We start from the raw sequence: 25891 nt of genomic DNA, 5'->3' as shown, positions 1-25891 counted from the left end.
GTTGGGCGGCCATTCCACGAGCGCCTCAGTGGCCGAGCGGTTCCAGCGGCACGACGAACTGGCGTTCCGCCTCCACCGCTTCGTCGAAGGACGCCGACTGCGCACGGCCGTCCCGCATCCAGGAGCGCAGCGCGCCGATGGTCTCGCGCTGGGACACCGACAGCGGTACCTGGCGGGCGAGCGCGGTGAGGATGTCGTCGGTGGTGAACTCACGGTCCTGGTGGAAGCCGACGTACATCGCGTCCACGATCGTCTGCTCGATCTCGGCGCCGACGTACCCCTCGGAGCGTGCCGCCAGCCGCGCGATGTCGAAGTCGCCCGGCAGCCTGCGGCGTTTGCGCAGGTGGACCGAGAAGATCTCGGCGCGTTCCTCGGCGGTGGGCAGGTCGAGGAAGAAGATCTCGTCGAAGCGGCCCTTGCGGAGCACCTCCGGCGGCAGGCTGGAGACGTCGTTGGCGGTGCCGACCACGAAGCAGGGCGCCGTCTTCTCCTGCATCCAGGTCAGCAGCGTGCCGAACACGCGGGTGCTGGTGCCCGAGTCGCCGCCGCCGTGGGCGAGCGCCTTCTCCATCTCGTCGATCCACACCACGCACGGCGCGACCGTCTCGGCGAGCCGGAGCGCCCGGCGGGTGCGTTCCTCCGCCTCGCCGACCAGCGAGCCGAACAGGGCGCCGACGTCGAGCCGCAGCAGCGGCAGCCGCCACAGTCCGCCGATCATCTTGGCGGTCAGGCTCTTGCCGGTGCCCGGGATGCCGATGAGCGCGATGCCCTTGGGCGCGGGCAGGCCGTAGTCCCGGGCCTCCTGGGTGAAGGCGCGCTCCCGCAGCCGCAGCCACTGCTTGAGGACGTCGAGACCGCCCACGTCGTCGGGGGTCTCGTGGACCGGGTAGAACTCCAGCGCCTCGCTCTCCCGGATGACCTCCTTCTTCTCCCGTACGACCACCTCGATGTGCCGCTCGTCCAGGGCGCCGTCGCGGACGATGGCCTTGGCGTAGGCGCGGCCGGCCTGGGCGGCCGTCATGCCCAGCGCCGCCTGGCCCAGCTTCTCCCGCCCGCCGGGCGTGAGGTCGACCTTGATCCCGGGGGTCCTGGTGAGCCCGCCGAGCACGCCGTCCAGTTGCGCGGCGTCGGGCAGCGGGAGTTCCAGCACCTCCGTCTCGTTGCGGAGTTCTTCGGGGACCGTGCGGGTGGGTGAGATGACGACGATGGACTTGCGGGTGAACTTCAGCCGCTGCGCCGTGTTGCGCAGTTTCCGCTTCACCTGGGGGTTGGACCAGCAGTCGTGGAAATCCTTCAGCACGAAGGTGATGTCGCCGTCGGCCTTCTCCACCTGCTCGATCACGGTGAGCGGATCCTTCGCGACGGGCAGGTTGCCGGGCTTGCCGCTGAGCACCTCGAAACCGTCCGCCAGATCCCAGGCGAGGCAGGGCCGCCGGCCGCGCTCGCAGACCTCGGCGATGGCCTTGAGCGCCCGTTCCTCTTCGAGGGTGACGACCACCACCAGGGTGTAGCGGGCCCGCAGGAAGAGGTCGAGTTCCGCCTCGAAGCCCACGGGGCCGTGTCCGGCGGCGCTGTGCCCCCGGCCGTTCTTGTCCAGGCTCGTACGGCCGTGGTCGTTCTTCACTCGCCCACCTCCAGCGGGTCGATGCCGGTGAGGGTCAGCCGTCCGTCGGGGTGGATGACCACCTCCGCGTCCGGGACCGCGTCGAGATCGTGCGGCGTGTACCGGCCGCCGAACAGGTGCACCGTCTTGTTGGCGGAGCCGCGCAGGCCCCGGGCGATGCGCCGCCCCGCCTCGTACCGCCCGGCGAGCAGGACGTCGACGCAGTCGCGCAGGGCCGCCGCCTGCGGCATGCGGGCCACCTCCGGCCAGCGGTAGCCGGTGAACAGGACGGCCGACAGCGAGGTCTCGGCGCGGATGCGGCCCAGCAGCCGCAGGACCGGCTCGCGCTGCTGCAGCGGCTCGCCGCCGCTGACCGTCACGCCCTCGATACGGTCGCCGAGGCCCCGGATGCGCTCGAACAGCTCGTCCACGGACGTCTCGCCGCCGCCTCGTGCATGGGTCTCGGGGTTGAAGCAGCCGGGGCAGCCGAGTGTGCAGCCCTGGACCCAGACCACGGCGCGGACGCCGGGACCGTTCGCGGCGCTGTACGGCTCGAAGCCGTGCAGGCGCAGCCCCCGCTGTGGCCGGTTCACGAGCCCGGCCCGCGCCGCAGCTGTTCCTCGGTGCGCTGCTGTATCACCGCCTGGGCCTCGGCGGTCAGTTCGCGTTCCACGATCCGGCCGCCCAGCGCCTTCTCCAGGTCCTCGGTGAGGTCGAGGCAGGCCGCCCCCGCCACCCCGCGCACCTCGATCCTGGTGGTGCCGTCGGGTGCGATGAACACCTCGACTTCCTGCAACTCCATGTGCCGTCTCCCTACGTCAGCTTCACCACGGGGTAGTCGCGGTGGGTGACCCGCCCGCTGACCAGGTCGTGCGCGGTCAGCAGCAGCCGCTTGTTGGCGTCGATGCCGAACTCCACGCGGAACCGCGCCTGCCCGGCGGACGCGGGCGGCTTGGCGTGCAGGAACATCGGGCTCTGTTCGTTGATCCAGAAGCGGTTGCGGGTGTCGTCGTCCTCGGCGGAGATCTCCCGGACCCGCCAGGCGCCCGACGGGTCGCACACCAGCTCCGTCTCGCCGGTGGCACCTCCGTGGCGGCGGCCGGAGAGCTCGTAGACGGCGATGCCGAGTTCGCGCTGCCCGTCGTGGGTCGCGCGGACCGTCATGGTGTGGACCGGCTCGGTGGTGGGATAGGCCGTACCCGCCTTGACGCAGGTGCGGTACTCGTACCGCCCGCTCTTGCGGTCGAACCAGCGCACGGCGTAGTCGTGCTGGATGTGGTCGTCGAAGCCGGTGCCTGCGGCGAAGGCCGCGGCGCCGCGGGCCACGGCGTCCAGCGGCCGGTCGCTGAGGACCCGCTCCCGGCCGAAGATGCGCTCCAGCGTCCGGCGCACCGAGGGGATCAGGCTGCTGCCGCCGACCATCAGCACCGCGGCCAGGTCGTCCTCGTCGTAGCCGCGGGTGGCGGCCGCCCGCAGGGCGCGGCGGACCACCCGGTCGATACGGGAGTACAGGTCCCGCCGGTCCAGCAGGTCCTCGAACGACACCACACGCTCGCCGGGGGGCTCCGCGCCGCTGCGGATCAGGTCGATGCCGAGCACGGCACCGGTGTCCGGGTTCATGACGCTGATCTCGGCGTGTTCGCGGCCCGGCTCGGACAGGGCCTCCTTGGCGCGCTCGCACTCCACCAGCAGGGCCCGGCTGAGCCGGCGTACGTCCTCCTCGCTGTCGCGGCGTCCGCAGCGCGCCAGCAGTTCCTCGTAGATCCACTGGTCGATGGTGGATCCGCCGATGTCGTCGCCCGCCTTGCCCAGCACCCGGCAGTACCGTCCCGAGCCCGCGCGGTCGTCCTCGTCCTGGACGCGCACCACGGCCGCCTGGACGGTGCCGCCGCCGAAGTCGAACATCAGGTAGGCGTGGCCGGGCCGGATGTGCGCGCCGTAGCCGAGCACGGCCGCCGACGGCTCGTCGATCAGCCGGAAGCGGGGCAGGCCCGCCCGCTCGGCCGCCTCGGCCAGCCAGTCCTCGTAGTGCTCGAACGACTCGACCGGGGCGGTCAGGGCGATCTCCTCGCCCTCGGTGCCCGCCTCGACGGCGGCGAAGGCGAGGACCGTGGACAGGAAGTCACGGCCGGCCTCGGCGGGGGACATCTGACGGCCGTTCACCGTCATCTTCTGCGGGCTGCGGTGGGAGATGTAGCGCTTCATCCAGCGGAAGGTGCCCGCCGCATGGTATTTGCCCGCCGACAGCACCTGGTCCCCCAGGAACTGCCGCCCGTCCTCGGCGTAGTGGATCAGCGACGGCACCACCGGCACCCGGTGGGCGCCGTGCCCGAGCAGCCGCCCGTAGTCGGGCATGCCGACGGTCACGCCCTGGTCCGTCGCCTCGTCCCAGACGGCCACGACCGTGTTGCTCGTACCGAAGTCGACGCCCAGGCGGCCCGCCATCAGTGCTCCTCCTTGTCGTCACGTGTGCCGGGGACGTCCACACCGGCCTTGCGCACGGTCCGCCCCTCGTAGGACAGTCCGACCACCCGGACCAGCACCGGCTCGCCCGGCGCGGGTGCCACCGCCGCGCTCAGCGGCTCGTGCAGATCCGGGTCGAACGGCTGCGCGGCGCCGGGCTCGCCGACGGTGTCGACGCCCACGTCACGCAGCAGCCGCAGCAGCCGGGTGCCGACCTCCACGACATCAGCGGTACGCACCTCGGCGGTGCCCGAACGGTGCAGGTGCCCTTGCGTCGACAACTGCACCAGGGACGAGCCGATCGTCGTGACCAGCTGCTCCAGGTCGGCGCGGGTCCGCTGCCGGGCGCCCTCCTCCGCGCCCGCGCGGGCCCGGGCGAGTTCGGCCCGCAGCCGCTCGACGGTCCGGTCGCGCTCGGCGATCTCCAGGCGGGCCTGTCTCAACTCGCTGTGCAGCCGCAGGCTTTGGTCCGCCCTTCCCGGCAGCAGCCTGCGCAGCACCCGGGTGGCCTTCGTCATGGCGCTCACCGCTTCCCCTTCCGTTTGCGCCGGGGCCGGTGCGGGGTCCGGCCGGGGCCCTGCGAGGTGCCGTCGTCGTCGCTCAACTCGACGTCGTGGGCCGCGGCCTGGTCGCCGTACGACGCGTCGAGGAGTTCGACGTCGTGCCGGTGGCGCCACCGCACGAGCGCGGCGACCAGGTCGAACCAGGCGCGTTCCGCCGCGGTGAACTGGTTGTACGACCCCTTGAAGCGGCGTATCCGGGCCGGGTCCACCTCGCCGAGGGGCGTACGGACCAGGGCGTCGAGCTGCGAGAGCCTGCGCGTCCACCAGAGCATGCGCCCGTCACTCGATCCGCTGGCCAGCAGCGAACCGTCCGGGCTCACGGCCAGGGCCTCGACCGTGCCGCGGTGGCCCCGGAGTTCCCCGGCCGGTTCCCCCGAGGGCAGATGCCACAGCCGTACGACGCTGTCCTGGCCGGCGCTGGCGAGCAGCTTGCCGTCCGGTGTCATGGCCAGCGCCCGGATGAGCTGCGTGTGCCCGGTGAGCACGCCGGCGGGCTCGCCCGAGGGCAGGTGCCACAGCCGGACGGTGCGGTCGTAACCGCCGGTGGCCAGCAGCGAACCGTCCGGGGTGACCGCCAGGGAGCCGACATGGTCGGTGTGGCCCTCCAGGGCGCGGATCGGCGCCCCGTCGGGCAGCTGCCACAGACGCAGATTGCCCTTCTGTCCCCCGCTGATGAGCATGGTCCCGTCCGGGGTCACGGCCAGGCACGGCACCCACAGCTCGTCGGCCCGCAGGGTGGTGGTCCGGGTCAGCCTGCCCGAGGACACGCGCCACAACTGCACGTTCGGGCCGTACCCACTGCTGGCCAGCAGATCGGCGTCCGGAGACAGCGCGACCGCCAGAAGGTTGCGGCCCAGCACCACGTTGCGCTTGGCCATGGTGTGGGTGTACTCCCCGATCACGCTGCGCGAGCGCAGGTTCCAGACCTTGATCCCGCCGCCCAGGTCTCCCGTGATGAGCAGCTCTCCGTCGGGAGTGGTCGCCATGGTCAGGACGCGCTTCGAGCCGAGCCCGAGTATGCCTTCCAACGCTCCCGACGGGGCCTGCCACCGCAGCGCGTCCCCCCTGCTGCTGCCACTGATCACGTGTGCGCCGTCGCGGGTCACGGTCAGGGACTGGACATCGGCGTACGAGGGGATGACCTGTGCCTGCCGCTCGCCGAACGGGGTCGTGCCGGGGAGTTCCGCGGCACAGGCGCGCCTCGCCAGCCGCACCAGCTCCTGGTAGCCGGTCGGGTCGACGTCGGCCAGCGGCCAGTGCCCGTCCCCCACCGCCCGGATGACCGCCGCCGCCCGCGGCACCGGGGCGTCGAGCGCCAGCCGCCACAGCTCGTCCCACCGCTGGGCGCCCGTCAGCGTCTGGACCACCGCGTCCCACTCGATGTCGGACACCCGCCCGGCCTGGCGCACGGCGCCGTCGGCGACCGCCCGCACCCACTCCAGGCGTCCTCCGGCGCGCGCCTTCTCGGCCAGTCGCCGGCGCAGCGCCGCCCCGGCCCCGGCATGGACGCCGCGCAGCAGGCTCCCGTCGAAGTCGAGGTCGGCGTACCGGTCGAACTCACCGGCCAGGAACAGCACCACGGCGTGCCGGCCGGGGTCGGAGGGCGCCCGGCCCGCCCGCGCCAGCAGGCGGGCGAGAAGCTCGTCGCCGGTCGACATCAGCACGTCGGCCACGGCGTCGATCGCGTCCTGCTCCTCGACGCCCTCCAGAGCGCCGCGCGCGATCTCGGTGACGACCGGGTCCGAGGAGCGTACGAGCGCCTCGGCGAGCGCGGCGGCCGCGGCGGCCGTACCGAGCGTGGACAGCTCCTCCGCCGCCCGTCGGCGCCGTCGCGGGCCGAACATCCTGGACGTGTCCGTGAGTTGGGCGGTCAGCCGGTCGAGCCGGGGATCACTCATCCGGCCGCCCGGGTGCGGTTGCGACGGGTGCGGTTTCCATGCTGCCTCGCGTGTCTCGCAGGCCGACGGGTCCGCCGCCCACTGTGGCCCGGGGCCGTCGGGACCGGTCCCGAGGCGGGCCCGACCGGTCCGCCGTCAGCAGTCCCCCGGCTGGCAGCGCGGGCACCACACGGTGGTCCGGCCCGCCAGGCGGGACCGGCGCAAGGGGGTGCCGCAGCGGGGGCAGTGCGGGTCGGGGTCGTCGCGGTGGCCGGTGAGCCAGGAGTCGCGCGGCGGTACGCGGCCCGCGGTGACCGCGGCGCGCAGGGTGCGGCGCATCTCGGTGTACAGGCGGCGGCGGTCGGCCCGGGTGAGATCGCTCGCCCGGCCGGTGGGGCGCAGCCCGGCCCGCCAGAGGATCTCGTCGGCGAGCAGATTGCCGAGTCCGGCGAGGACGGACTGGTCGATGAGCGCGGCCTTGAGAGTGCCGCGGCGGGCGGCGAGCGCGGCCTCGAACTCCTCGCGGTCCACCGTCATCGCGTCCGGGCCCTGGCGCTCCAGCAACCGGGCGACCTCGGCGTCGTCGGCCAGCCACAGGCCCTGGAGCTTGCGCTGGTCGCGGAAGCGGAGCTGGCGGTCGCCGCCGACGGTGAACAGGACGCGGTCGTGGGGTGCGGCGGCGGTGTCGGGGCGGTCGCAGACCAGTCGGCCGGTCATGCCGAAGTGCAGCATCAGGGTCTGGCCGCCGCCCGTGCGGGCCAGGAGCCACTTGCCGTGGCGTTCGAGCCCGGTGAACCGCCGACCCTCCAGCGCCTCGCGCAGCCGCCGCGCGCTCACGCCGTGCAGGACGCCCGTGTCCCGCACGTCGACGCGTCGGATGACCCTGCCCTGCGCACAGGACTCGAACACCCGCCGAAATCCCTCGACGTCCGGCAGTTCCGGCACGTTCCCCATTGTTCCCCCGGCGGGGGGTGCCCTCAGACCCCGCGCGGCTCCCGTACGACCACCGTCTCCCCCGCCGGCACCGTGACCGACCCGGACACCTGCTTGCCCGTGAGGAGTTCCGTGGCGTCGGAAGCCACCGCGACCTCCGCGGCCGTGTCGGTGTGGTTGATCAGGAAGAGGTAGTCGGCGTCCCCGCCGCGGCGCAGGACCGCCTCCACACCGTCAGCGGTCTCGCGCACCGGCTCCACGCCCGCCTCCGTGCGGATGCGGTCCAGGAGTGCGGCCAGGGTCGCCGGGTCGGGGAGCGTGGCCACGTACCACGTCGCCCCGGCGCCATGGCGGTTGCGGGTCACCGCCGGTACACCCGTCAGCGGGCCGGACGTGTACGACGCGATCGACTCGGCGCCGGACAGGCGTACCCGCTCCGACCACAGGGTCCCCGTCCCGCCCCCGCTCAGGCCCACCGACTCTCCCGGCAGCAGCGGGAACAGCTCGTCGGTCCGCACGCCCAGCGCCTCCCGGAACGCGCCGGGGTAACCGCCCAGCCGGACGTGGCAGTTCTCGTCGACCGCCCCGCTGTGGAAGCCGACGGCCAGGGTGCCGCCGCGCTCCGCGAAGGCGGTCAGGTTCGCCGCGCCCGCGTCGTCCACCAGGTACAGGCTCGGGGCCAGCACCACGCGATACCGCGACAGGTCCGCGTCCGGGCGTACGAAGTCCACCGCGACGCCCGCCCGCCACAGCGGTTCGTACCAGGCGCGGACCAGGTCCTGGAAGCGCACCTCGGCGCTCGGCTGGGAGGGGAGCTCCATGGCCCAGCGGGCGTTCCAGTCCCAGACGATCGCCACCTCGGCCGTACCGGCACTGCCGCGCACCTCGGCCAACGCCCGCAGATCCGCGCCCAGTCGGACCACGTCACGCCAGATCTGGCTGTCCGTGCCCGCGTGCGGGAGCATCGCCGAGTGCCACTGCTCGGCGCCCGCCTTCGCCGCCCGCCACTGGAAGTAGGCGATGCCGTCCGCGCCGCGCGCCACATGGGCCAGGGCGTTGCGGCGCAGCTCGCCGGGGCCCTTCGCACGGTTGACCGGCTGCCAGTTCACGGCGCCCGTGGAGTGCTCCATGAGCAGCCACGGTCCGCCCGCCAGCGAGCGCATCAGGTCGCCGCTGAGGGCGATGTCGATCTCCGACTCGGGGTCCGCGGACTGCAGGTAGTGGTCGTTGGAGAGCACGTCGAGGTGCGGGGCCCAGCGCCAGTAGTCCAGCGCGTCGAAGTTGTACATCACCATGAAGTTGGTGGTGGCCGGGATCGACGGGGCCGCCGTACGCAGGACGTCCCGTTCCGCCACGTACAGCGAGAGCAGCTCGTCCGAGCAGAAGCGGCGCCAGTCCAGCTGGTGGGTGGGGTTGGGGACCGCACCCGTGGCACGCGGCGGGAGGATCTCGTCCCAGTCGTAGTACCACTGGGACCAGAACGTGGTGCCCCAGGCCTCGTTCAGCGCCGCCAGGTCCGCGTAGCGGGAGCGCAGCCAGCCCCGGAAGGCCTCGGCGCTGGTGTCGCAGTGGCACTCGGCGTTGTGGCAGCCGTACTCGTTGTGGACGTGCCACATCGCCACCGCCGGGTGCCCGGCGTACCGGTCGGCGAGCGCGCGGGTGATCCCGAGGGCCGCCCTGCGGTAGGCCGGGCTGCTGGGGCAGAACGTCTGGCGGCTGCCGTACGACAGCCTGCGGCCGTCCCGGTCCACCGGGAGCGCCTCGGGGTGCCCCCGGAAGAACCAGGCCGGTGGGGCCGCCGTCGGGGTGGCCAGGTCGGCGGCGATGCCGTGCTCGTGCAGCAGGTCGAGGATCTTGTCCATGCGGGAGAAGTCGTACTCCCCCTCGGCGGGTTCCAGCAGCGCCCAGGAGAAGATGCCGACGCTGACCATGGTGACCCCGGCCTCGCGCATCAGGCGCATGTCCTCGGCCCAGACCTCCTCGGGCCACTGCTCGGGGTTGTAGTCACCGCCGTAGGCGATGCCGGGGAGCTTGAGCTCGGGCTTCATCGGTCACCTCCCAGCAGGCGGCGGGTGGTCGTCACGCCCCACGCGTCCAGGGACAGCAGGCGGTCGCTGGAGGCCATCAGGCCGCCGGTCGCCTCGACGTGCGCCGCCCAGCGCTCGCGGGTCTCGACGGCCGGGCGGGCCATCAGACAGTCGGGGTCGTTGATCCAGAGACGGCCGTGCTGCCACTGCCGTCCGACGCCGGTGAACTCGGCGGGGTCCTGGCCGGGCTGGCTGTAGTCGTCGGCCTCGGGGCGGCGGTGCGGTGCCGTGTCCGGGCTGACCCGCATCGCGTCGAACAGGCCGATCGAGGGGAGGATCGGCGCGCCGCAGCCCAGCAGGTACGCGTCGGCGCCGATCGCCTCGCGGATCAGCTCGATGCCGGAGCGGTACGCCGTCAGCGCGTCCACGTCCGCGTGCCGTACGCCGTCCAGCGCGCCCGCGTAGAGGAAGTCGACCTTGAAGTAGTCGTAGCCCTCGGCGCGCAGGGTGCGGAAGACGTCCGTCAGGTACGCCGCCGCCCCGGGGTGGGTGGTGTCCAGGACGTTGAGGTCGTGGCCCCAGTTGACGCCCGCGTGGAGGAAGGCGCCGGACGCGTCCTTGACCAGCCAGTCCGGGTGCTCGGCGGCCACGGCACTCGCCGGGTCCACCAGGAACGGGGCCGTCCAGATGCCCGCCCGGCGGCCCCGGGCGCGGATCGCGTCGGCGATGCCCTCGCGGGAGCGGAAGCGGCCGGAGAGGGTGAGCCAGTCGCCGAGGGCGCTCTGGTAGCCGTCGTCGATCTGGACGACGTCGATGGGCAGGTCGAGAATGTCCATCGCACGGAGGTTCTCGTCGATGTCGTCCTCGGTGACGGCGGTGAAGTACTCGTACCAGGAGCACCAGACGGTGGGGGCGGGGCGGGGGGCGCCGAGGCCGAGGGCCGAGGCCCAGTCCCCCAGCACCGACTGGATGTGCGTGCCGGTCCACTCCTTCACCGGGCCGTTGGCGCTCACCTCCGCGATGCCGTCCGCGACGGCCAGCCGGATCGACGGGACCGCGCGGGTCGGGTCGGCCGCCGCCCACAGGCGGACCGGCGTGCCGTCGCCCGGGTCGAGGGCGAGCAGGCCCTCGCCCTGGAAGGTGCCCTCGGGGACGGTGACGCCGGGCCGGTAGCAGACGGTCGCCCAGTTGGCGTTGGCCGGGCGGTACGGCCGGTCGGTGAGGGCGTAGGCGCCGCTGGGGCTCCAGGACTGCCAGCCCTCCTCGTGGACGCGGGCTCGGGTGACGTCCACGGGCACGGAGGCCAGCGGCGTGAAGGGGTGGGACACGGTGGTTCTCTTTCGAAATGGCCCGGAAAGACTCGAAAGGGCTGGGTGTCAGCCCTTTTTGAAACGGGTTGTCAGCCCTTGTTGGCGCCGAGCGTGAGGCCGCTGACGAACTGCCGCTGGAGCAGGAAGTAGACGATCAGCGTGGGGATCGCGGTGAGCAGGGCGCCGGCGGCGACCAGGTTGGGGTCGGTGAAGTACTGGCCGGAGAGGTTGTTCAGCGCCGAGGTGATCGGCATGTTCTCGCCGGTGGAGATCAGGACCAGGGCCCAGAAGAAGTCGTTGTAGATCCAGATGGACAGCAGGGTGGCCAGCGCCGCCATCGCGGGCTTGCACAGCGGCAGGGTGATCTGCCAGTACAGCCGCCACACCGACGCGCCGTCGACCAGCGCGGCCTCGGTCAGCTCGTGCGGGAGCATCCTCATGTAGTTGCTCAGCACGAACGCGCAGAACCCCGACTGGAACGCCACGTGGATGAGCACGAGCCCGAGAGCGGAGTCGTACAGCTTGCCGCTCATCGTGATGCCGGGCAGGTCCACCAGGAGGTACAGCCGGTACAGCGGGGTGATGATGACCTGCTGGGGCAGCAGGTTGCCGGCCGTGAAGACCAGCAGCAGGGCCAGGTTGACCCGGAAGTCGAAGCGGCTGACGTAGAAGGCCACCATCGACGACAGGAACAGGGTCAGCAGCACCGCCGGGACGGCGATCACCAGCGTGTTCACGAAGTAGTGCGTCATGTCCGACTGCGTGAACGCGTTGGTGAAGTTGTCGAAGTCGAGCGTGTCCGGGAGGGACACGTACCCCTTCTCGCTGGTCTCGGCGTACGGGCGCAGGGCCGCGTAGATCGCCCACAGCAGCGGGGCCAGCCAGGCCAGCGCCATGGTGGCGAGGACGACGTGCAGCAGGACGCGGCCGGGCCGGACCGGCGCGCGCTTCTTCGCGGTCTGCGAAGTCGTCGCAGTCGTCGCAGTCGTCGAAGGGACTGTCGCTGTGCTCATGCCCGCCGCTCCTTCCGGAAGGTGCTCACCAGGTAGGGAACGATCACGACGAGCGAGATCAGCAGCAGGACGACCGCGATGGCCGATCCGTATCCGATACGGCTCGACTCTCCGATGATGTTGGTGGTCACCAGGATGGACAGCAGCTCGGTGCCCTCGGCGCCGCCGTTGAAGACGTAGACGAGGTCGAAGGCGCGCAGGGCCTCGATGATGGTGACGACCAGGACGATCGTGTTGGTCGGGCGCAGCGCCGGGAAGACGACGTTCTTGAACGTCTGCCACTCGTTGGCGCCGTCGATCGCGGAGGCCTCGCGCAGGGAGGGGTCGACGCCCTTCAGACCGGCCAGGTAGAGGATCATCATGTAGCCGGTGTGCCGCCAGGACGCGGCGACGAGGACGGCCCAGAGGTTGAGGTCCGGGTCGCCTATCCAGTCGATGTACTTGCCGGGCTCGTTGGCGCCGATGATGCTGTTGATCAGGCCGGTGTCGGGGTTGTAGACCAGCTGCCAGACGAATCCGATGACGGCCATGGACAGCACGACCGGCAGGAAGAACGCCGTCTGGTAGACGCGGCTGAACCGGATCTTCTTGTCCAGTTGCACGGCGAGGAACAGCCCCAGCGGCGTCGGGATCACGATCAGTACGACGAACCAGACGACGTTGTGCTGCACGGCCGGCCAGAACTGCGGGTTCTGCTCGAACAGTTCCTTGAAGTTCTGCAGCCCGACCCAGTGGATCGCGTCGAAGCCGATGCCGTCCCAGGTGGTGAAGGCGAGCGCGACGGAGGCGAGCGCGGTCACCCAGACCAGGGCGACGTGCAGGATCGTCGGCAGGGTCGCCATCATGCCCAGCGTGAACCGGTCGCGACGGGTGAGCAGACGGCGGTGGCCCGTGGGCACCTTCTGCTTCTTGGCGGGGGCAGCGCCCGGAGGCGGCACGGCGGCCGCCTCCGGGTTCTCCTTGGTGATGTTCGTGGTCATGAGGACGCGAAGATCGTCTTCTTCTGGCGCTCGATGGACGAGAGCAGGCTGTCGACACCCTTGGGGTCGCGGACGAACTTCTGCAGCGCGGGCTGCATCACCGTGGAGGTGAAGTCCGGACGGCTGTCGCGGTCCATGAACTGGGTGAGGTTCTTGGCGTCGGCGATCATGTCGTACGCCTTCTTCTGAAGGGTGGTGTACGAGGAGGTGTCGGCCTTGGTGGAGGCGGCGACGACGCTCGGGTCCGACTTGAGGTAGATCTCCTCGGCGGCCGGCGTGCCCAGGTACTCCAGGAGCTTGAGGGAACCCGACTTGTTCTTCGGGCTCCTGCTCATCATGAAGCCGTCGGTCGGCGCCTCGACGGTGTCCTGGCCGTAGGCCGGGTCGATCTCCGGGAAGGCGAAGAAGTCGAGGTCCTCCAGGGCGGCCTTGTCGGTGAACTGCTGGGCGACGAACGTGCCCATCAGATACATGCCGGCCTTCTTGGAGGCCAGGGTCTGGGCGGCGTCCTGCCAGGTGCGGCCGACGGCGCCCTCCTGGTGGTAGGGGAGGATCTCGGTCCACAGGTCGAAGACCTTGCGCACCTTGGCGTCGGTCCAGGAGGCCTTGCCCGCCATCAGCTCGACGTGGAAGTCGTAGCCGTTGGCGCGGAAGTTGATCTGGTCGAAGGTGCCGAGCGCGGGCCAGGCGTCCTTGTCGCCGAAGGCGATCGGAACCAGCTTGTCCTGCTGCATCTGCTTGCACAGGGCGATGAAGTCGTCCCAGGTGGTGGGGACTTCGTACCCCTTCTCCTGGAAGACGCTCTTCCGGTAGAAGACCGCCCAGGGGTACGTGTAGAGCGGCACGAGGTAGTACTTGCCGTCCTCGCCCTTGCTGAGCTTGTGCATCGCGTCGGGGAAGTTCCCGCCGATCTTCTGCCACACCTCGTCGATCGGGGTGGCGAGGCCCTTGGCCGCGAAGAACTGCATCCGGTAGCCCGCGAACCAGGTGAACACGTCGTCCGGCGTGCCCTGGAGGTAGGAGTTGATCTGCTCCTGGAAGGTGTTGGAGTCCTTGGTGTTCACGTCGACCGTGAGCCCGGACTCCTTCTGGAAGGCCGCGTAGATGTCGGCGAACGCCTTCTTCGGCACCGGGTCGGACGCCTTGGAGCCGAGCGTGACGGTCTTCGGGTCGGCGGCGGTTCCACTGCCCCCGCAGGCGCTGAGCAGGGGTATGCCGGCACCGAGAACGGCTGCGCCGCCCACGCCGCGCAGGAGGGTACGGCGGCTCGGGCTCGGGAGGGTGAGACCGGAGGGAGTTCTGTGCATGACGGCTCCTGGGGGAACAGGGGTCCGGTCCGAAATTGGTCGAAACCAATCAGAAATCAACCTGACCGAACATGAGGGTGGCGTAATAACAGCCTCATGTCCGGTCATACGTCAAGGGCGGACGTCACTTTTGTTGAAACGTAACCGTCACAATCAGGTGTGGCGGAGATAACCGGCGGGGATGCCACAGAAACCAACAGAGTCAAACCACGCCCCCGCTTCGGCCGGTCAGGGCTTGCGATGACGACCTCGGCGGGGCTCCTGACCGGGGGGCCGGATGCCCGAGGCGCCTTCCGGTGCCGGGGCAGGTACGTGACCCAGAAATGTTCGGGCCTCGGCCGCGTCGGCGGCAACACCGACACCTTCCATGCCGTGCCGTCCCGTTCGAGAAGCGCGCGGGGACCGTCGGGGTCGATGTGGGAGGCGCGAGGGCCGGAGCGCAGGGGGACCGCACGGCGCGTGCCGGTGACCTCCTGTACCTGCGCGCGTTTGAGCAACTGCGCGGCATGGCGGTGTATGGGGCCGAGGCACGCACGCTGATCCTGAGGGCCATCGAGGCTCTGCGCTGAGCCAGACGTGCGGAAGCCCCGGACACCACGCACACCGTGCGGTGTCCAGCAGCCCGAGGATCACCACGGCCGTCAACGTCCGTGCAGACGTTCGGCTCATCCTCCAGGTCCCGGCGACCGGCCGGGCTCTGCCAGACGCCCGGTGCCACGTCAGGCCCGATTCTCCGGCTGGCCCACCCGGACATCCTTCTCCAGAGTCACCTGGTCGATGTCCGTCGTCCGGACCGTGATCTTCATGGTCCAGGTGCCGGGCAGCGGGAGCTGGTCCGTACCCCGGTAGCCGCCCCGGTTCTCCAGCTCGGCGTCGATCGGGCCGACATCCTGGGCGCGCAGGGTGAAGGTGAGGCGCAGTTCGGTGACGGCCGGCGCGACGGAGAACGCGATGCCGGGTGCGGGATGGGTGGTACGGCGACCGTTCTCGACCGCCGTACCTGGGCCACCCGCCAGGAGTTGCGGATCGCGATCGTGACCTGGACCGAGCGCACCTACCACCAGCGCCGGCGCCAGAAACGCCTGGCCCGATTGACCCCCGTCGAATACGAGACCATCATGACCCCACCCGCAGCTCTGGCTGCATAAACCCCGCTGTCACCCGATCATGCAGCAGTCCCCGATGACCTGCGCGCATAGGCGCAACAGTCGGTGCCTCTCCTGTCACACCCCACGTGTTGCACCCATATGCGTAACACGTGACCGGTTGACCGCCCGGCGCTGCGACAGTGCCGTACGCCCCGCAACGTGTCGCCGCTGGAAGGGCCACGGTGGGCACCGTAACTCAGGACCCCGTTGCGGTTGCCGGTGACAAAGAATGGGACATATCGTCCTCTTATGGATGAGGGTCGTCCCGGCATTGATCAGATCATGGTTCTTGTCGCCGACAGGCATGGGCGCGTCGGCTACCGGGTCTGGCGCACTGTGCAGGACGACCGTTTCGACACATACACAGGTCCGAAGACATACTGGCACGTTGAAATCCGCAGCAAGGAGCACGCTAGGAGCGTCGCTGCCCAGGAAGGCTTCGAACTGCGGTGTGAGGGCGAGGTCTGGGATCGCCTGCCTGAAGTTGAAGATTGTTGATCGGCGTGCCCGAGCGGGCGCACAGGATGCAGGCTTGGTTCTCCCTCACGACCGTCGACTACCGCGGCGTCGTAGCCGCGGCGCAGACTGGGCGGAGGCGGCGCCGCATCACGGCTCGGCGGTTCAGCTTGCAGCCCAGGAAGCCAAGGCGTGGAGATCCCTCGGCCCGTCTCAGTTTCCGTCTCATTCATCCCCGTACACCGCCGTCCACGGCCGTTCACCAGAGCCTTGCGGCCGGGCGCGCGGACTGCCCGAACACGGTCCACTGGACCGGGCCCTTCGTGATGTTCCGCCCGGGTCGTCCCGGTGAGGTGGACAGCCTGCCTTCATGGTGACGGGCGAGGGGGCCGAGCGCATCGGTGCCGATCTTGAGGACGAGGGCTGGAGCGCGACGCGTGCCTGGGTGGAGAAGGGGCTGCCCGAGGCTGAACGCATCGACGACGTCGCGCGGTTGCGGGGCGGCTGGACGTCGGAGATGCGCCGTCTGGACATCCGCGGGCCGGGCGGTCGGCGCTCGCTGGTCCTGCGGTCGTTCGTCAGGCCCTTCTTCGTTCGGCACGCGGAGGGCCTGCTGACCCGCGAGGCAGCCGTTCTGCGCCTGCTCGGCGGCACGGATGTGCCCGCGGCCACGCTGGTGGCCGTGGACGCGACCGCGCAGTACTGCGACCACCCCTCCTTGCTGATGTCCCTGCTGCCCGGCACCGTGCGCCTGGCTGATGAGGGCGCCGACCGGCGGGCCGAGCTGCCGGCCCGCCAGTTGCTGCGCATCCACCGGCTGCCGGTGACCGCAGAGACACGGCCTCGCACCTATCAGGCGTGGACCTCTCCCGAACGGGTGCGCCCGCCCGAGCACACCGAGCGGCCCGAACTGTGGCAACGGGCCGTGAACGTGATCCGCCGCGAGCCCCCGGAGTACCTGGCCTGCTTCCTGCACCGGGACTTCCATCCCGGAAATGTCCTCTTCACGGGCGACGGCGACGATCCGCGGATCAGCGGCGTCGTCGACTGGGTGGAGACCTCTTGGGGGCCGGCCGACCTGGACGTGGCCCACTGCTCGACGGCCCTGACTCTGCTGCACGGGGTTCCGGCGGGCATGCGCTTCGCCGACCGCTACGTCGCGGCGGGAGGGACGCTTGCCGAAGGTCCCGCCGCCCATCTCTACTGGCGTCTGCTGGACGCCCTGGCCTTCGCTCCGGACGCCGAGAAGGTCGCTGTCCCCTGGCGCGAGGTGGGCCGCGCCGACCTGACCCCTGCCCTGTTGACCAGGCGGCTGGAGGACTACCTCCAAGCCCTTTTCGACCGCTACGCCTGAAACCGGATCGTCGGCTGCCGGCAGCCGCTTCAGTGTCGGTGGCCTTCACCCGCGAGGGGTGAGCCCAGCCCATTTCCTAGCCCACCCGCACGTCCTTCTCCACCGTCACCTGGTCGATGTCCGTCGTCCGGACCGTGATCTTCATGGTCCAGGTGCCGGGCAGCGGGAGCCGGAGCTGGTCCGTGCCCCAGTAGCCGCCCCGGTTCTCCAGCTCCGCGTCGATCGGGCCGACATCCTGGGCGCGCAGGGTGAAGGTGAGGCGCAGTTCGGGGACGGTGACGATGCCGCCGTCGGGGCCGAAGACGACGGCCTGCACCTGGTTCTGGCCCACCCGTCCGGGGGCGAGGTCGAGCTGGACCCTGCCCTGGCCGTCCGGGGTGCCCACGTCGAAGGGCACCACGCTGCTGGAGGCGGTGGCCCCACCGGCGTCGGCGGCCGTCGTCTGCGCGGCGGCGGACTCGGTGGCGGCGCGGCCCGGGAGGGTGATGGTGAGGAGGGTCGTGATCACCAGGACCAGCACGCCGGTCATGAACTCGGCGAAGACGGAGCGGCGGAGTGCTCGGCGGTGGTGGTCGTCCCCGTCGTGGTCGACGGGGGGCCTGTCCCCGGCTTGGGCGTCCCCTGGTGGGGACTCCACCTGCGCTTGCGTCGTTTCCGCCGGGCCGCCCACCGTCTCCAGCACCCGCGCCTCCGCCTCCACCCGCGCCGGTTCCCCCGCCGCCCAGCGCCGCGTCCACCGGCGCGAGAAGGCCGCCGCCGCCAGCAGCAGGGCCACCGCGGCCAGTTTGGCCAGCAGGATGCGGCCGTACGTCGTGCCGGTGAGCGCCTCCCAGGTGCCGAGGCCCCGCCAGGACTGGTAGACACCGGTGACGGTGAGGACGATCACCGAGGCGAGGGCCAGCCGGGAGAAGCGGGCGACGGTGGCGGGCGTGAGGTCGTGCGGGGCGCGGTAGAGGACGGTGAGCAGGGCCGTGAGGCCGCCCAGCCAGGCCGCCGTGGCCAGCAGGTGCAGCACGGCCGACGTCATCGCCACCGGCACCTGGATACCGGCCGAGGCGTGCTCGGAGGCCGCCCAGGTGACGGCCAGCGCGACGGCGAGCGCGATCCCGGGCGCGGGGTGGGTGGTACGGCGGGCTGAGCGGCGTACCAGGAAGAAGGCCGCCGCCAGCAGGGCCAGCCGGGCCAGCAGTGCCAGGCCGGGCCGGGTGGTGAGCGTGGCGCTCAGGACGGTCGGGTCGAGGGCGTCCGTGAGGCCCGTGCCGCGTTCGTAGGGGCCGCGCAGGAGCAGCAGGGCGGCCGTGGAGACCACGAGGGTCAGCCAGGCGGCGGGGAGGAGTTTGCGCAGGGCGTCGGTGGGACCGCGCAAGGCGACGGACATGAAGACGGCGACGCCGATGAGCAGGGCCAGACCGCCGTACGCGGCGTAGCGGGCGATGGTGTAGAGCGAGGCGGTCGCCGGATCCTCGGTCGGGCCGGTCACCGCGGCGGTCGTCGCCGACGGCTCGCCCACCGAGAAGATGAACGCGCCCGAGACCGGGTGACTGTCCGCCGAGACGACCCGCCAGGCCACGGTGTACGTACCGTCCGCCAGATCGGCGGGCAGGCCGACCCGGACCGTGTCGGCGCGGTCGCCCGCGTGTGCGGCCTCGCCGGTGTCGACCGGGCGGTTCTTGGGGTCGATCACGCGGACCGAGTCGTCGAGGAGCCCGACGGACTCGGTGAAGGTCAGGGTGAGGTGGCGGGGAGCGGAGTCGAGGACGGATCCGTCGCGGGGGTCGGTGCCGCGGAGTCCGGCGTGCGCGGACGCGGGGGCCGCGCCGCCGAGGAGCAGCAGGACCAGCACAGCGACCAGCAGCACCAGCCGCCGAAGTCGCCGGAGCCGGAGTCGGAGCGGGCCGGGTCGTCGGGACGCGCCGTCGCCGCCGCCGTCGCCGTGCCGTGCTCCGCCATCGCACATCCCCATCGCCGCTCCGTCGTCGGACCTGCTCCCGGGATACGTACGGATGCGAAGCCCGGCGTGCTCATCCCAGGCAGGTCTCACCATGTGGGACGCGCCGAGATACCCCCGTCCACCACCAGGTCGTGCCCCACGTCCGGGATACGTACGGACGCGGCGCCCGGCGTACTCACCCCAGGAGGCTCTCACCATGTCGGACGCGCCGAGACGCCCCCGTCCACCACCAGGTCGTGCCCCGACACCCAGGACGCCAGTGGCGAGGCCAGGAACACGCACGCGTCCCCGATGTCCTCCGCCCGCCCCAGCCGCCCGAGCGGCACCGCCCGCTGCCAGCGCTCCACGCCCTCCGGCCAGCCCTCCGCCAGCCCCTCCCGGTCGATCAGCCCGGGTGAGACGGTGTTGACGCGGATCCCGTACCGCCCGTACTCCAGCGCCGCCGACCGGGCGTGCATCACGACCGCCGCCTTGGAGGCGCAGTAGTGCGCGTGCGCCGGTGCCGGTGCGCTCGCCTCGATGGAGGCGATGTGCGTCACCGAACCTCCTTCGCCCCGCTCCCGCATAACCTCCACGGCCGCCTGCGTGCAGGCGAACACGCTGGTCAGGTTGGTGTCCACAACCGTCCGCCAGTCGGCCGCGGTCATCCCGGCGAGTTCCCGCACCGGCTGCACGGCGGCGTTGTTGACCAGCGCGGTCAGCCGCCCGTGGCCCCACTCGGCGGCCTCGCGCACCACGCGTCGGCACGCGTCCTCGTCGGTCAGATCGGCCTGCAGTACGACGGCCCGTCCGCCCGAGTCCTCGATGAGCGAGGCCACTTCACGCGCCGACTCCACCGACGTACGGCAGTGCACCGCGACCGCCGCGCCCTGCTCCGCGAACCGCAGGGCGATGCCCCGGCCGATCCCGCCGCCCGCGCCCGTGACGAGGGCGACCTGGCCCTCCAGCAACCTCATGGCCGTCACAGCAACCTCATGGCCGACACAGTTCCACGATCCGGTCGGCCCGGTCCGGATAGCGGGCGGTCAGCTCGGCGGCGTCGCCGTGCTCGTACCCCGCGAAGGTGAACCCGGGCGCCATCGTGCAGCCGAAGAACGTCCAGGAGCCGCCCTCGACGACCCGCCCACCCATCCAGGTTCCGGCCTCCACGGTGAACTGCGGGTGCTGGCCGCCGAGCACGTCCGGTCCTAGGACGGCCGTGCGGGAGGTGCCATCGGGGGCGAGGAGCAGCAGCTCCAGCGGGTCGCCGAGGTAGAAGTGCCAGACCTCGTCGGTGGGCAGGCGGTGCAGGGCGGAGTAGTCGTCCCGCCGGAGCAGGGCGACGATGGCGGTGCCCTCCGGACGTCCGTCGGGGCGGTCCGGCCCGGCCCAGGTCTGCCGGAACAGGCCGCCCTCGCGCGGGATCGGCTCCATGGCGTAGTGCGCGACGAGGTCTTCTGGAGTCACGCGGGGAAGGCTACCGCCCTGGGCAGGAACGCGAGTTGAGCGTGCTTCCGAGGCAGGTGCACGTCCGGGAGGTGCACGTCCGGGAGACTCACCTCCGGCAGCACGGCCTTCGGCCCCGGCACGAACCCCTGCCGCAGGAAACGGTCGATCGCCTTCTCGTTGCGCACGCCCGGGTCGACCACGATCCGCTGCCGGTCGAGCGTGACCAGCACGTACGCAGCGAGTACGGCGACCAGGCCCGCCGTCCAGCCCTCGCGCGCGCCGCCCTCGCCCGCCGGGGCGAGCAGCAGGTGCACGCCGATGTCGTCGGGCCGCACCTCGTAGCACTCGCCGACCCGGTCCGCCTCCGGCTCCCTCTGCCCTTCAGGACTTGCGCGCTTTAGGTTAGCCTTCCCTAAGTTCGTCGCGGGCGGAACGCTACGCGAAATGTGAAGGAGCGCCATGGGGCAGGGGCACGGTTGGCAGGGCACGGTCCTGAAGCTGATGGGCGCGAAGGACTTCGTCCTCACCGTGACGGGCGCCGAGCACGTCACGCCGGAGTACCGGCGGCTGCACTTCACCGACGGCGGCCTGCTCACGGCCTGCGCGGTCCACCCCACGATGTGGGTCCGGCTGTGGTTCGACAACGCGGGCAAGCCGCACCAGCGGGCGTACACGCTGGTCGACCCGGACCCGCAGGCCGGCACGTTCAGTCTGGAGTTCGCGCTCCACGAGGGGCGCGCCAGTGACTGGGCGCGGGCGGCGAAGGCCGGGGACACGATCGAGGCGACGGTCCAGGGCACGGGCTTCCAGCATCCCCGGCCCGAGCCCTCACACGTCTTCGCGATCGCCGACCCGGCTTCGCTGCCCGCGCTCAACTCCCTCCTCGACGCCCTCGGTCCGGCCCCGGCGACGATCTGGTTCGAGGGCGAGCTGAAGGGCCTGCCGTGCCGCGCGGACACGGCTCGGCACGAGATACGGCGGGTGCCGCGTCCCGGCCTGGTGGACGCCGTACGGGCCGCGCTGCCCGCGCTGCTGACGGCCACCCCGGCTCCGTACGTCTGGATCGCCTGCGACACGGTGACGACGCGGACGCTGGCGTCGTATGTGCGCAAGGAGCTGTCTGTGCCAAAGGATCGGATGCACGCGCTGGGGTACTGGCGGGCGAGCTGACGGTCGTCGCGGCGGCACTCCTGTCTCATGGGCGGGGGTGGCACTGCTCCCGGTCGGGTTTACGTGAGCCGGTGCTGGGCACGGTTCGCGCCGTCAACTCCCCGCCGCCCGGACCACCGAGCGGGCCAGGGTGCTGGTGCAGCGAGTGCGTGGCCGCAGCGGCGTCGACCGGCGGCCGGGTGCCGGCGCTGCGGCCGCGGAAGGCCCGGCAGGAGCTGCGGCCGTGGCGGCGGGAGGACTGGGTGGCCGACCTCGACGACCACCTCATGGACGTCCTGGGCTCCTGACGGCCTCGGGGCAGCGTCGCTCCCGTGACGGTGGCCGGCGCCCGGAACATCACGAAGGGCCCGGTCCAGTGGACCGGGCCCTTCGGCTACGAGCGGTAGCGGAGGGATTTGAACCCTCGGTGACTTGCGCCACACTCGCTTTCGAGGCGAGCTCCTTCGGCCGCTCGGACACGCTACCGAGGGAGACCTTACAGCAAGGTGGGCGTGCTCAGAAATTCGTATTCAGCGGGCCCGGAAGAAGTCCGTGAGCAGCGCCGCGCACTCCTCCGCCAGCACGCCCTCGATGACCTCGGGGCGGTGGTTGAGGCGCCGGTCGCGTACGACGTCCCAGAGGGAGCCGGCCGCGCCGGCCTTGTCGTCGCGGGCGCCGTAGACGACGCGGTCCACCCGGGACTGGACGATCGCGCCCGCGCACATCGTGCAGGGCTCCAGGGTGACCACGAGGGTGCAGTCGGTCAACCGCCAGGTGCCCAGCGCCGCGGCCGCCCGCCGAATGGCGAGGACCTCGGCGTGCGCGGTCGGATCGCCGGTGGCCTCGCGTTCGTTGTGCCCGGCGGCGAGCACGGTCGTACCGTCGGCGGCGAGGACGACCGCGCCGACGGGGACGTCGCCGCCCCGGACCGCCCGCCGGGCCTCGTCCAGGGCGAGCCGCATCGCGGCCCGCCAGGGGTCGCGCACCGGGTCCGGGGTCGTACTCGGGTCGGACGGGGTCAGCGGACGGTCTCCAGGGTCTCCGAGGCGCCCAGGGCCTCGGCGATCTCGGTGAGCGCGTCCTCCGACAGCGACAGCAGCTCCTTCTCACTGACGCCGAGGTCGTCGAGGATGCCGGTGTCACCGACCGGGCCGTGCGGCACGGCCTCGGCGGAGCCGCCGTCCTCCTCGCCGTCGTCGGCGTCGTCCTCTGGCTCACCGTCCTCGGTGCCGTCCAGGTCGAGGGCGTCCAGGTCGGCGGCCGCGTCGTCGGCCGGCTCGCGGCCGAGCAGTTCGTCGGTGAGCAGGATCTCGCCGTAGCTGCTGCGAGCAGCAGCGGCGGCGTCCGAGACGTAGATACGAGGGTCGTCCTCGCCGTCCACGCGGACCACGCCGAACCAGGCGTCCTCCTGCTCGATCAGGACGAGCACCGTGTCCTCGTCGGGAGAGGCTTCCCGGGCCAGGTCGGCCAGATCCGACAGGGTCTCCACATCGTCGAGCTCTGTGTCGCTCGCTTCCCACCCGTCTTCGGTGCGCGCGAGCAGTGCGGCGAAGTACACCGTGACTCTCCCACTGGTCATAGGCGTGCCGGTTGGGGGTCCCCCCGGCGGAGGCTGCGGGCGGGGAGAGCTCGGGCTCCGAGCCCCACCCACTCGGAATCGTGGCAGAAACAAGGCGTTCAGGGGACGTCTTCGGCCCGCTGTGTCCGGCTGTTTTGATCGCACGTCCGCGAACGACTCACCAGCACACTCGTTGCCGCCACCAGCGGATCGTACGCGGCTTTCGGCCGAGGCCACGCACGCCCACCCCGGCAACGACCGCACGGGTCACGGTTCTTCCCGCCCCGGCACCAGGCGCGGGGGCTACCAGCGAAACGTTCGCATGCGCATCGCGTGCCGCAGGCGGGCCGCCTTGGCGCGGCGCGGCTGAACGCGGTCACGAAGTTCCCGGGCCTCGGCGAGTTCCCGCAGGAACTGCGCCCGGCGCCGCCTCCGCTCGGCGTCGGTCTCCTGCTCGCTCGCGTCCGCCCGGGACCCGTGGTCGGGCGGCTCTGGCAGGTCAGGCATAGGCACACCACCCCTATCCGTCCCACTCACCTTCCCCCGGATGGCGGGTTTGACGCCAGGGAGTGCCGGGCCCGAAGCGCGGTTACTGTTGTGCCCATGCGTCTCCACGTCGTCGACCACCCCCTGGTCGCCCACAAGCTCACCACGCTGCGCGACCAGCGCACCGACTCCGCGACCTTCCGTCGTCTCGCCGACGAGCTGGTCACCCTGCTCGCCTACGAGGCCACGCGCGACGTGCGCACCGAACAGGTCGACATCACCACCCCGGTCGCCACCACCACCGGCGTCAAGCTCTCCCACCCGCGCCCGCTGGTCGTGCCGATCCTGCGGGCCGGTCTCGGCATGCTGGACGGCATGGTCCGGCTGCTGCCGACCGCCGAGGTGGGCTTCCTGGGCATGATCCGCAACGAGGAGACGCTCCAGGCCTCCACGTACGCCACCCGCATGCCGGAGGACCTCTCCGGCCGCCAGGTGTACGTCCTGGACCCGATGCTGGCCACCGGCGGCACCCTGGTCGCGGCGATCCAGGAGCTGATCAAGCGCGGCGCCGACGACGTCACGGCGGTGGTCCTGCTGGCCGCCCCCGAGGGCGTCGAACTGATGGAGCGCGAGCTGGCCGGCACCCCGGTGACGGTCGTCACGGCCTCGGTCGACGAGCGCCTCAACGAGCACGGCTACATCGTCCCGGGGCTGGGCGACGCGGGGGACCGGATGTACGGGGCGGCGGAGTAAGTCCGACGGCGGGCCCGGCAGGCGAGGTACGTCGAGCAGGCCGGGCAGGCCGCCAGGCGCCGGGCAAGCCGCCAGGCGGCGGGCAGGCGAGGTACGTCGAGCAGGCGGACAGGCGGACAGGCGGACAGGCGCCAGGCAAGCCGACAGGGCTCAGCAGGCTCGCAGACCCAGGTTCAGGTTCGCCCGGGGCCCCTCAGGCTCGCAGGCCCAGGTTCGCCCGGGGCCCCTCAGGCTCGCAGGCCCAGGTTCGCCCGGGGCCCCTCAGGCTCGCAGGCCCAGGTTCGCCCGGGGCCCCTCAGGCTCGTATGCCCAGGTGTGCCAGGGTGGTCCGGTCAGGCGCGGAGTCCCATCAAGCCGCAGAGCGGCATCCACGGCTCGTGCTCAGCAGCCGTCCTTCACCGCTCCACACCCCCTCGCCGCTCCGCGCCCCTCAGCAGCTCGTCTTCACCCCGGTCGCCGTCGGCCGCGGTGCGGTCAGCTCGGCCAGTGCGCGGTCCGCGTCGGTCTTCCGCGCCAGTTCCTTGAAGCCGTTGCCGATGATCAGGTCGACGGCCGGTCCTTTTCGCGTGGGGTCCGTGCTGCGCTCGGCGGTGGGGAGCTGGGTGGCGAGCACCGGCAGTGCGGTGTTCAGGGCCGAGGCGGGGCCGATCAGCAGCCCGGTGCCCTTCACCTTCTTGTCCCACTGCTGCGGCGCGTTGCCCACCTCGCCGATCCTGAAGCCACGTTTCTTCAGTTCGTCGGCGGTCCGCTTGGCGAGGCCGCTGCGGGTCGTGGCGTTGAGCACGTTGACGGTCACCGCGCGGGGCTGCGGCACGGCCACGGTCGGGCTGGGCGAGGGGCTGGCCTTGGTGGCGCAGTCCGCCTTGGTACCGGCTGCCGAGGCCCGGTCGCCGCCGCCGGTGAAGACGTTGACGAGTTGCAGGGTGCCCCAGCCGAGGATGCCGATCACGACGACGGACGCGGTGACGACGAGTACGAGCCTGCCGCGCCGACGGGCTGGACGCATCCGCGGGTACTTGTCCCCCGTGATCCGGTACTGGCCGCCCATGCCGGGGGGAGTCAGCATGCTCATGAGCGCAGCGTAGTGCGCCTGGGCGGCGCTGCCTACTAGATGATCATTTGACGCCGCTCAGGAGAACCCGAAAGGGCCAAGCCGTGACCGGCCGGTGCCGTTCCGAGAGCCCGCGCGGGGTGTCAGTCCAGCTCTAGGACGCGCGCGTGGAGCACCTGGCGCTGCTGGAGCGCCGCACGCACCGCGCGGTGCAGGCCGTCCTCCAGGTAGAGGTCGCCCTGCCACTTCACGACGTGCGCGAAGAGGTCGCCGTAGAACGTGGAGTCCTCGGCGAGGAGGGTCTCCAGATCGAGCTGCTGCTTGGTCGTCACGAGCTGATCGAGGCGGACCGGGCGCGGCGCGACGTCCGCCCACTGCCGGGTGCTGTCCCGGCCGTGGTCGGGGTACGGCCGGCCGTTTCCGATGCGCTTGAAGATCACACGGAAAGCCTACCGGTCAAGACGTTCCGGGCGCAGCCATG

27 protein-coding genes, 1 tRNA gene and 3 pseudogenes are annotated in these 25891 nt (G+C 71.6%); 7 read left to right on the top strand and 24 right to left on the bottom strand.

The window, feature by feature from the left end:
* Positions 1-25: 25 nt before the first annotated feature.
* The 13 genes from KWI83_RS40140 to KWI83_RS40495 all read right to left on the bottom strand — a co-directional run bounded on the left by KWI83_RS40140 (position 26) and on the right by KWI83_RS40495 (position 14573).
* Entirely contained in the window at positions 26-1624 is a 1599-nt protein-coding gene (locus KWI83_RS40140; RefSeq protein WP_218518205.1) for an AAA family ATPase, read from the bottom strand.
* The gene (locus tag KWI83_RS33815) at positions 1621-2196 is read right to left on the bottom strand and encodes a 4Fe-4S single cluster domain-containing protein (RefSeq protein WP_218518204.1); all 576 of its coding nucleotides are present in this window, start codon (positions 2194-2196) and stop codon (positions 1621-1623) included. The genes KWI83_RS40140 and KWI83_RS33815 overlap by 4 nt, the downstream gene beginning before the upstream one ends.
* Positions 2193-2405: a DUF2997 domain-containing protein gene (locus KWI83_RS33810; protein WP_218518203.1), complete on the bottom strand. Its 213-nt coding sequence runs from the start codon at positions 2403-2405 to the stop codon at positions 2193-2195. Before KWI83_RS33810 ends, KWI83_RS33815 begins: the two co-directional genes overlap by 4 nt.
* A gap of 11 nt (positions 2406-2416) precedes the next feature.
* Positions 2417-4048 (bottom strand): Hsp70 family protein, encoded by a 1632-nt coding sequence (locus KWI83_RS33805; RefSeq protein WP_218518202.1) that lies wholly within the window; start codon positions 4046-4048, stop codon positions 2417-2419.
* Positions 4048-4593: a hypothetical protein gene (locus KWI83_RS33800; protein ID WP_218518201.1), complete on the bottom strand. Its 546-nt coding sequence runs from the start codon at positions 4591-4593 to the stop codon at positions 4048-4050. Before KWI83_RS33800 ends, KWI83_RS33805 begins: the two co-directional genes overlap by 1 nt.
* Positions 4590-6527, bottom strand: a complete 1938-nt coding sequence (locus KWI83_RS33795; RefSeq protein WP_218518200.1) for a WD40 repeat domain-containing protein — start codon at positions 6525-6527, stop codon at positions 4590-4592. Before KWI83_RS33795 ends, KWI83_RS33800 begins: the two co-directional genes overlap by 4 nt.
* A 135-nt stretch (positions 6528-6662) precedes the next feature.
* A complete protein-coding gene (locus KWI83_RS33790) occupies positions 6663-7451 on the bottom strand; it encodes an Fpg/Nei family DNA glycosylase (RefSeq protein ID WP_218518199.1) in 789 nt (262 codons plus the stop codon).
* Between the two features lie 32 nt (positions 7452-7483).
* Positions 7484-9487 carry a beta-galactosidase gene (locus KWI83_RS33785; RefSeq protein ID WP_218518198.1) on the bottom strand — a complete coding sequence of 668 codons (2004 nt, stop codon included), beginning with the start codon at positions 9485-9487 and terminating at the stop codon, positions 7484-7486.
* Complete coding sequence (locus tag KWI83_RS33780; protein ID WP_218518197.1) at positions 9484-10794, bottom strand: glycoside hydrolase family 36 protein; 1311 nt, start codon at positions 10792-10794, stop codon at positions 9484-9486. Before KWI83_RS33780 ends, KWI83_RS33785 begins: the two co-directional genes overlap by 4 nt.
* Before the next feature lie 71 nt (positions 10795-10865).
* Complete coding sequence (locus tag KWI83_RS33775; RefSeq protein WP_218518196.1) at positions 10866-11789, bottom strand: carbohydrate ABC transporter permease; 924 nt, start codon at positions 11787-11789, stop codon at positions 10866-10868.
* A complete protein-coding gene (locus tag KWI83_RS33770; protein ID WP_218518195.1) occupies positions 11786-12769 on the bottom strand; it encodes a carbohydrate ABC transporter permease in 984 nt (327 codons plus the stop codon). The genes KWI83_RS33775 and KWI83_RS33770 overlap by 4 nt, the downstream gene beginning before the upstream one ends.
* Positions 12766-14076, bottom strand: a complete 1311-nt coding sequence (locus tag KWI83_RS33765) for an ABC transporter substrate-binding protein (protein ID WP_218518194.1) — start codon at positions 14074-14076, stop codon at positions 12766-12768. Before KWI83_RS33765 ends, KWI83_RS33770 begins: the two co-directional genes overlap by 4 nt.
* Before the next feature lie 104 nt (positions 14077-14180).
* A complete protein-coding gene (locus tag KWI83_RS40495; protein ID WP_374106430.1) occupies positions 14181-14573 on the bottom strand; it encodes a DUF6087 family protein in 393 nt (130 codons plus the stop codon).
* Here KWI83_RS40495 and KWI83_RS39380 point away from each other — a divergent pair.
* A pseudogene (locus tag KWI83_RS39380) lies at positions 14550-14645 on the top strand (transcriptional regulator); the annotation flags it as partial. The gene KWI83_RS40495 and the pseudogene KWI83_RS39380 overlap by 24 nt on opposite strands.
* A gap of 150 nt (positions 14646-14795) precedes the next feature.
* Here KWI83_RS39380 and KWI83_RS40490 read toward each other — a convergent pair.
* A complete protein-coding gene (locus KWI83_RS40490; protein WP_374106432.1) occupies positions 14796-15137 on the bottom strand; it encodes a hypothetical protein in 342 nt (113 codons plus the stop codon).
* On the opposite strand from KWI83_RS40490, the pseudogene KWI83_RS33755 reads away from it, so the two are divergent.
* The 3 genes and pseudogenes from KWI83_RS33755 to KWI83_RS33745 form a co-directional block, all read left to right on the top strand.
* A pseudogene (locus KWI83_RS33755) lies at positions 15060-15224 on the top strand (IS3 family transposase); the annotation flags it as partial. The gene KWI83_RS40490 and the pseudogene KWI83_RS33755 overlap by 78 nt on opposite strands.
* A 249-nt stretch (positions 15225-15473) precedes the next feature.
* On the top strand, positions 15474-15722 hold the full coding sequence (locus KWI83_RS33750) for a hypothetical protein (protein WP_218518193.1): 249 nt from the start codon (positions 15474-15476) through the stop codon (positions 15720-15722).
* Positions 15723-16050: 328 nt separating this feature from the next.
* Positions 16051-17034, top strand: coding sequence for a phosphotransferase family protein (locus KWI83_RS33745; protein ID WP_218518192.1), 984 nt, complete (start codon positions 16051-16053; stop codon positions 17032-17034).
* Between the two features lie 76 nt (positions 17035-17110).
* On the opposite strand, the gene KWI83_RS33740 is transcribed toward KWI83_RS33745, so the two are convergent.
* From KWI83_RS33740 to KWI83_RS33725, 4 genes and pseudogenes are all read right to left on the bottom strand, one after another.
* On the bottom strand, positions 17111-18997 hold the full coding sequence (locus KWI83_RS33740; protein WP_256363179.1) for a copper resistance CopC/CopD family protein: 1887 nt from the start codon (positions 18995-18997) through the stop codon (positions 17111-17113).
* A gap of 179 nt (positions 18998-19176) precedes the next feature.
* Positions 19177-19941, bottom strand: a complete 765-nt coding sequence (locus KWI83_RS33735) for an SDR family NAD(P)-dependent oxidoreductase (RefSeq protein ID WP_218518191.1) — start codon at positions 19939-19941, stop codon at positions 19177-19179.
* 16 nt (positions 19942-19957) lie between these two features.
* The gene (locus KWI83_RS33730) at positions 19958-20431 is read right to left on the bottom strand and encodes a cupin domain-containing protein (protein WP_218518190.1); all 474 of its coding nucleotides are present in this window, start codon (positions 20429-20431) and stop codon (positions 19958-19960) included.
* A pseudogene (locus KWI83_RS33725) lies at positions 20428-20784 on the bottom strand (GNAT family N-acetyltransferase); the annotation flags it as partial. The pseudogene KWI83_RS33725 and the gene KWI83_RS33730, both read right to left, overlap by 4 nt.
* An 88-nt stretch (positions 20785-20872) precedes the next feature.
* Here KWI83_RS33725 and KWI83_RS33720 point away from each other — a divergent pair.
* Positions 20873-21583, top strand: a complete 711-nt coding sequence (locus KWI83_RS33720; RefSeq protein ID WP_218518188.1) for a siderophore-interacting protein — start codon at positions 20873-20875, stop codon at positions 21581-21583.
* 149 nt (positions 21584-21732) lie between these two features.
* Complete coding sequence (locus tag KWI83_RS33715) at positions 21733-21870, top strand: hypothetical protein (RefSeq protein ID WP_218518223.1); 138 nt, start codon at positions 21733-21735, stop codon at positions 21868-21870.
* A gap of 93 nt (positions 21871-21963) precedes the next feature.
* Here KWI83_RS33715 and KWI83_RS33710 read toward each other — a convergent pair.
* From KWI83_RS33710 to KWI83_RS33695, 4 genes are all read right to left on the bottom strand, one after another.
* A tRNA-Ser gene (locus KWI83_RS33710) sits at positions 21964-22048 on the bottom strand.
* Between the two features lie 44 nt (positions 22049-22092).
* Complete coding sequence (gene tadA, locus KWI83_RS33705) at positions 22093-22524, bottom strand: tRNA adenosine(34) deaminase TadA (protein ID WP_256363185.1); 432 nt, start codon at positions 22522-22524, stop codon at positions 22093-22095.
* Between the two features lie 56 nt (positions 22525-22580).
* Positions 22581-23120, bottom strand: coding sequence for a hypothetical protein (locus KWI83_RS33700; protein WP_218518219.1), 540 nt, complete (start codon positions 23118-23120; stop codon positions 22581-22583).
* A gap of 303 nt (positions 23121-23423) precedes the next feature.
* Positions 23424-23627, bottom strand: coding sequence for a hypothetical protein (locus KWI83_RS33695; RefSeq protein ID WP_218518186.1), 204 nt, complete (start codon positions 23625-23627; stop codon positions 23424-23426).
* A gap of 96 nt (positions 23628-23723) precedes the next feature.
* On the opposite strand from KWI83_RS33695, the gene upp reads away from it, so the two are divergent.
* Positions 23724-24359, top strand: coding sequence for a uracil phosphoribosyltransferase (upp, locus tag KWI83_RS33690; RefSeq protein ID WP_218518185.1), 636 nt, complete (start codon positions 23724-23726; stop codon positions 24357-24359).
* Positions 24360-24789: 430 nt separating this feature from the next.
* Here the strand turns inward: upp and KWI83_RS33685 are convergent, their stop codons facing one another.
* Together KWI83_RS33685 and KWI83_RS33680 are read right to left on the bottom strand one after the other, a co-directional pair.
* Positions 24790-25431 carry a LytR C-terminal domain-containing protein gene (locus KWI83_RS33685; RefSeq protein ID WP_256363177.1) on the bottom strand — a complete coding sequence of 214 codons (642 nt, stop codon included), beginning with the start codon at positions 25429-25431 and terminating at the stop codon, positions 24790-24792.
* 122 nt (positions 25432-25553) lie between these two features.
* The gene (locus tag KWI83_RS33680) at positions 25554-25850 is read right to left on the bottom strand and encodes a type II toxin-antitoxin system VapB family antitoxin (RefSeq protein WP_003991361.1); all 297 of its coding nucleotides are present in this window, start codon (positions 25848-25850) and stop codon (positions 25554-25556) included.
* Positions 25851-25891 lie beyond the last annotated feature (41 nt).

This window comes from Streptomyces sp. TRM70350, assembly GCF_019219825.1.
In the GTDB taxonomy this organism is placed as follows: Bacteria; Actinomycetota; Actinomycetes; order Streptomycetales; family Streptomycetaceae; genus Streptomyces.
This window is presented reverse-complemented; position numbering and strand designations above follow the sequence as displayed.

Bases quoted from the DNA above. Each gene is read 5' to 3' on its own strand.
- KWI83_RS33810 (WP_218518203.1), bottom strand. From the start codon at position 2,405: ATGGAGTTGCAGGAAGTCGAGGTGTTCATCGCACCCGACGGCACCACC.
- KWI83_RS33805 (WP_218518202.1), bottom strand. From the start codon at position 4,048: ATGGCGGGCCGCCTGGGCGTCGACTTCGGTACGAGCAACACGGTCGTG.
- KWI83_RS33795 (WP_218518200.1), bottom strand. From the start codon at position 6,527: ATGAGTGATCCCCGGCTCGACCGGCTGACCGCCCAACTCACGGACACG.
- KWI83_RS33785 (WP_218518198.1), bottom strand. From the start codon at position 9,487: ATGAAGCCCGAGCTCAAGCTCCCCGGCATCGCCTACGGCGGTGACTAC.
- KWI83_RS33775 (WP_218518196.1), bottom strand. From the start codon at position 11,789: ATGAGCACAGCGACAGTCCCTTCGACGACTGCGACGACTGCGACGACT.
- KWI83_RS33770 (WP_218518195.1), bottom strand. From the start codon at position 12,769: ATGACCACGAACATCACCAAGGAGAACCCGGAGGCGGCCGCCGTGCCG.
- KWI83_RS33765 (WP_218518194.1), bottom strand. From the start codon at position 14,076: ATGCACAGAACTCCCTCCGGTCTCACCCTCCCGAGCCCGAGCCGCCGT.
- KWI83_RS33750 (WP_218518193.1), top strand. From the start codon at position 15,474: ATGGATGAGGGTCGTCCCGGCATTGATCAGATCATGGTTCTTGTCGCC.
- KWI83_RS33745 (WP_218518192.1), top strand. From the start codon at position 16,051: ATGGTGACGGGCGAGGGGGCCGAGCGCATCGGTGCCGATCTTGAGGAC.
- KWI83_RS33740 (WP_256363179.1), bottom strand. From the start codon at position 18,997: ATGGGGATGTGCGATGGCGGAGCACGGCACGGCGACGGCGGCGGCGAC.
- KWI83_RS33735 (WP_218518191.1), bottom strand. From the start codon at position 19,941: ATGAGGTTGCTGGAGGGCCAGGTCGCCCTCGTCACGGGCGCGGGCGGC.
- KWI83_RS33720 (WP_218518188.1), top strand. From the start codon at position 20,873: ATGGGGCAGGGGCACGGTTGGCAGGGCACGGTCCTGAAGCTGATGGGC.
- tadA (WP_256363185.1), bottom strand. From the start codon at position 22,524: ATGCGGCTCGCCCTGGACGAGGCCCGGCGGGCGGTCCGGGGCGGCGAC.
- KWI83_RS33695 (WP_218518186.1), bottom strand. From the start codon at position 23,627: ATGCCTGACCTGCCAGAGCCGCCCGACCACGGGTCCCGGGCGGACGCG.
- upp (WP_218518185.1), top strand. From the start codon at position 23,724: ATGCGTCTCCACGTCGTCGACCACCCCCTGGTCGCCCACAAGCTCACC.
- KWI83_RS33685 (WP_256363177.1), bottom strand. From the start codon at position 25,431: ATGAGCATGCTGACTCCCCCCGGCATGGGCGGCCAGTACCGGATCACG.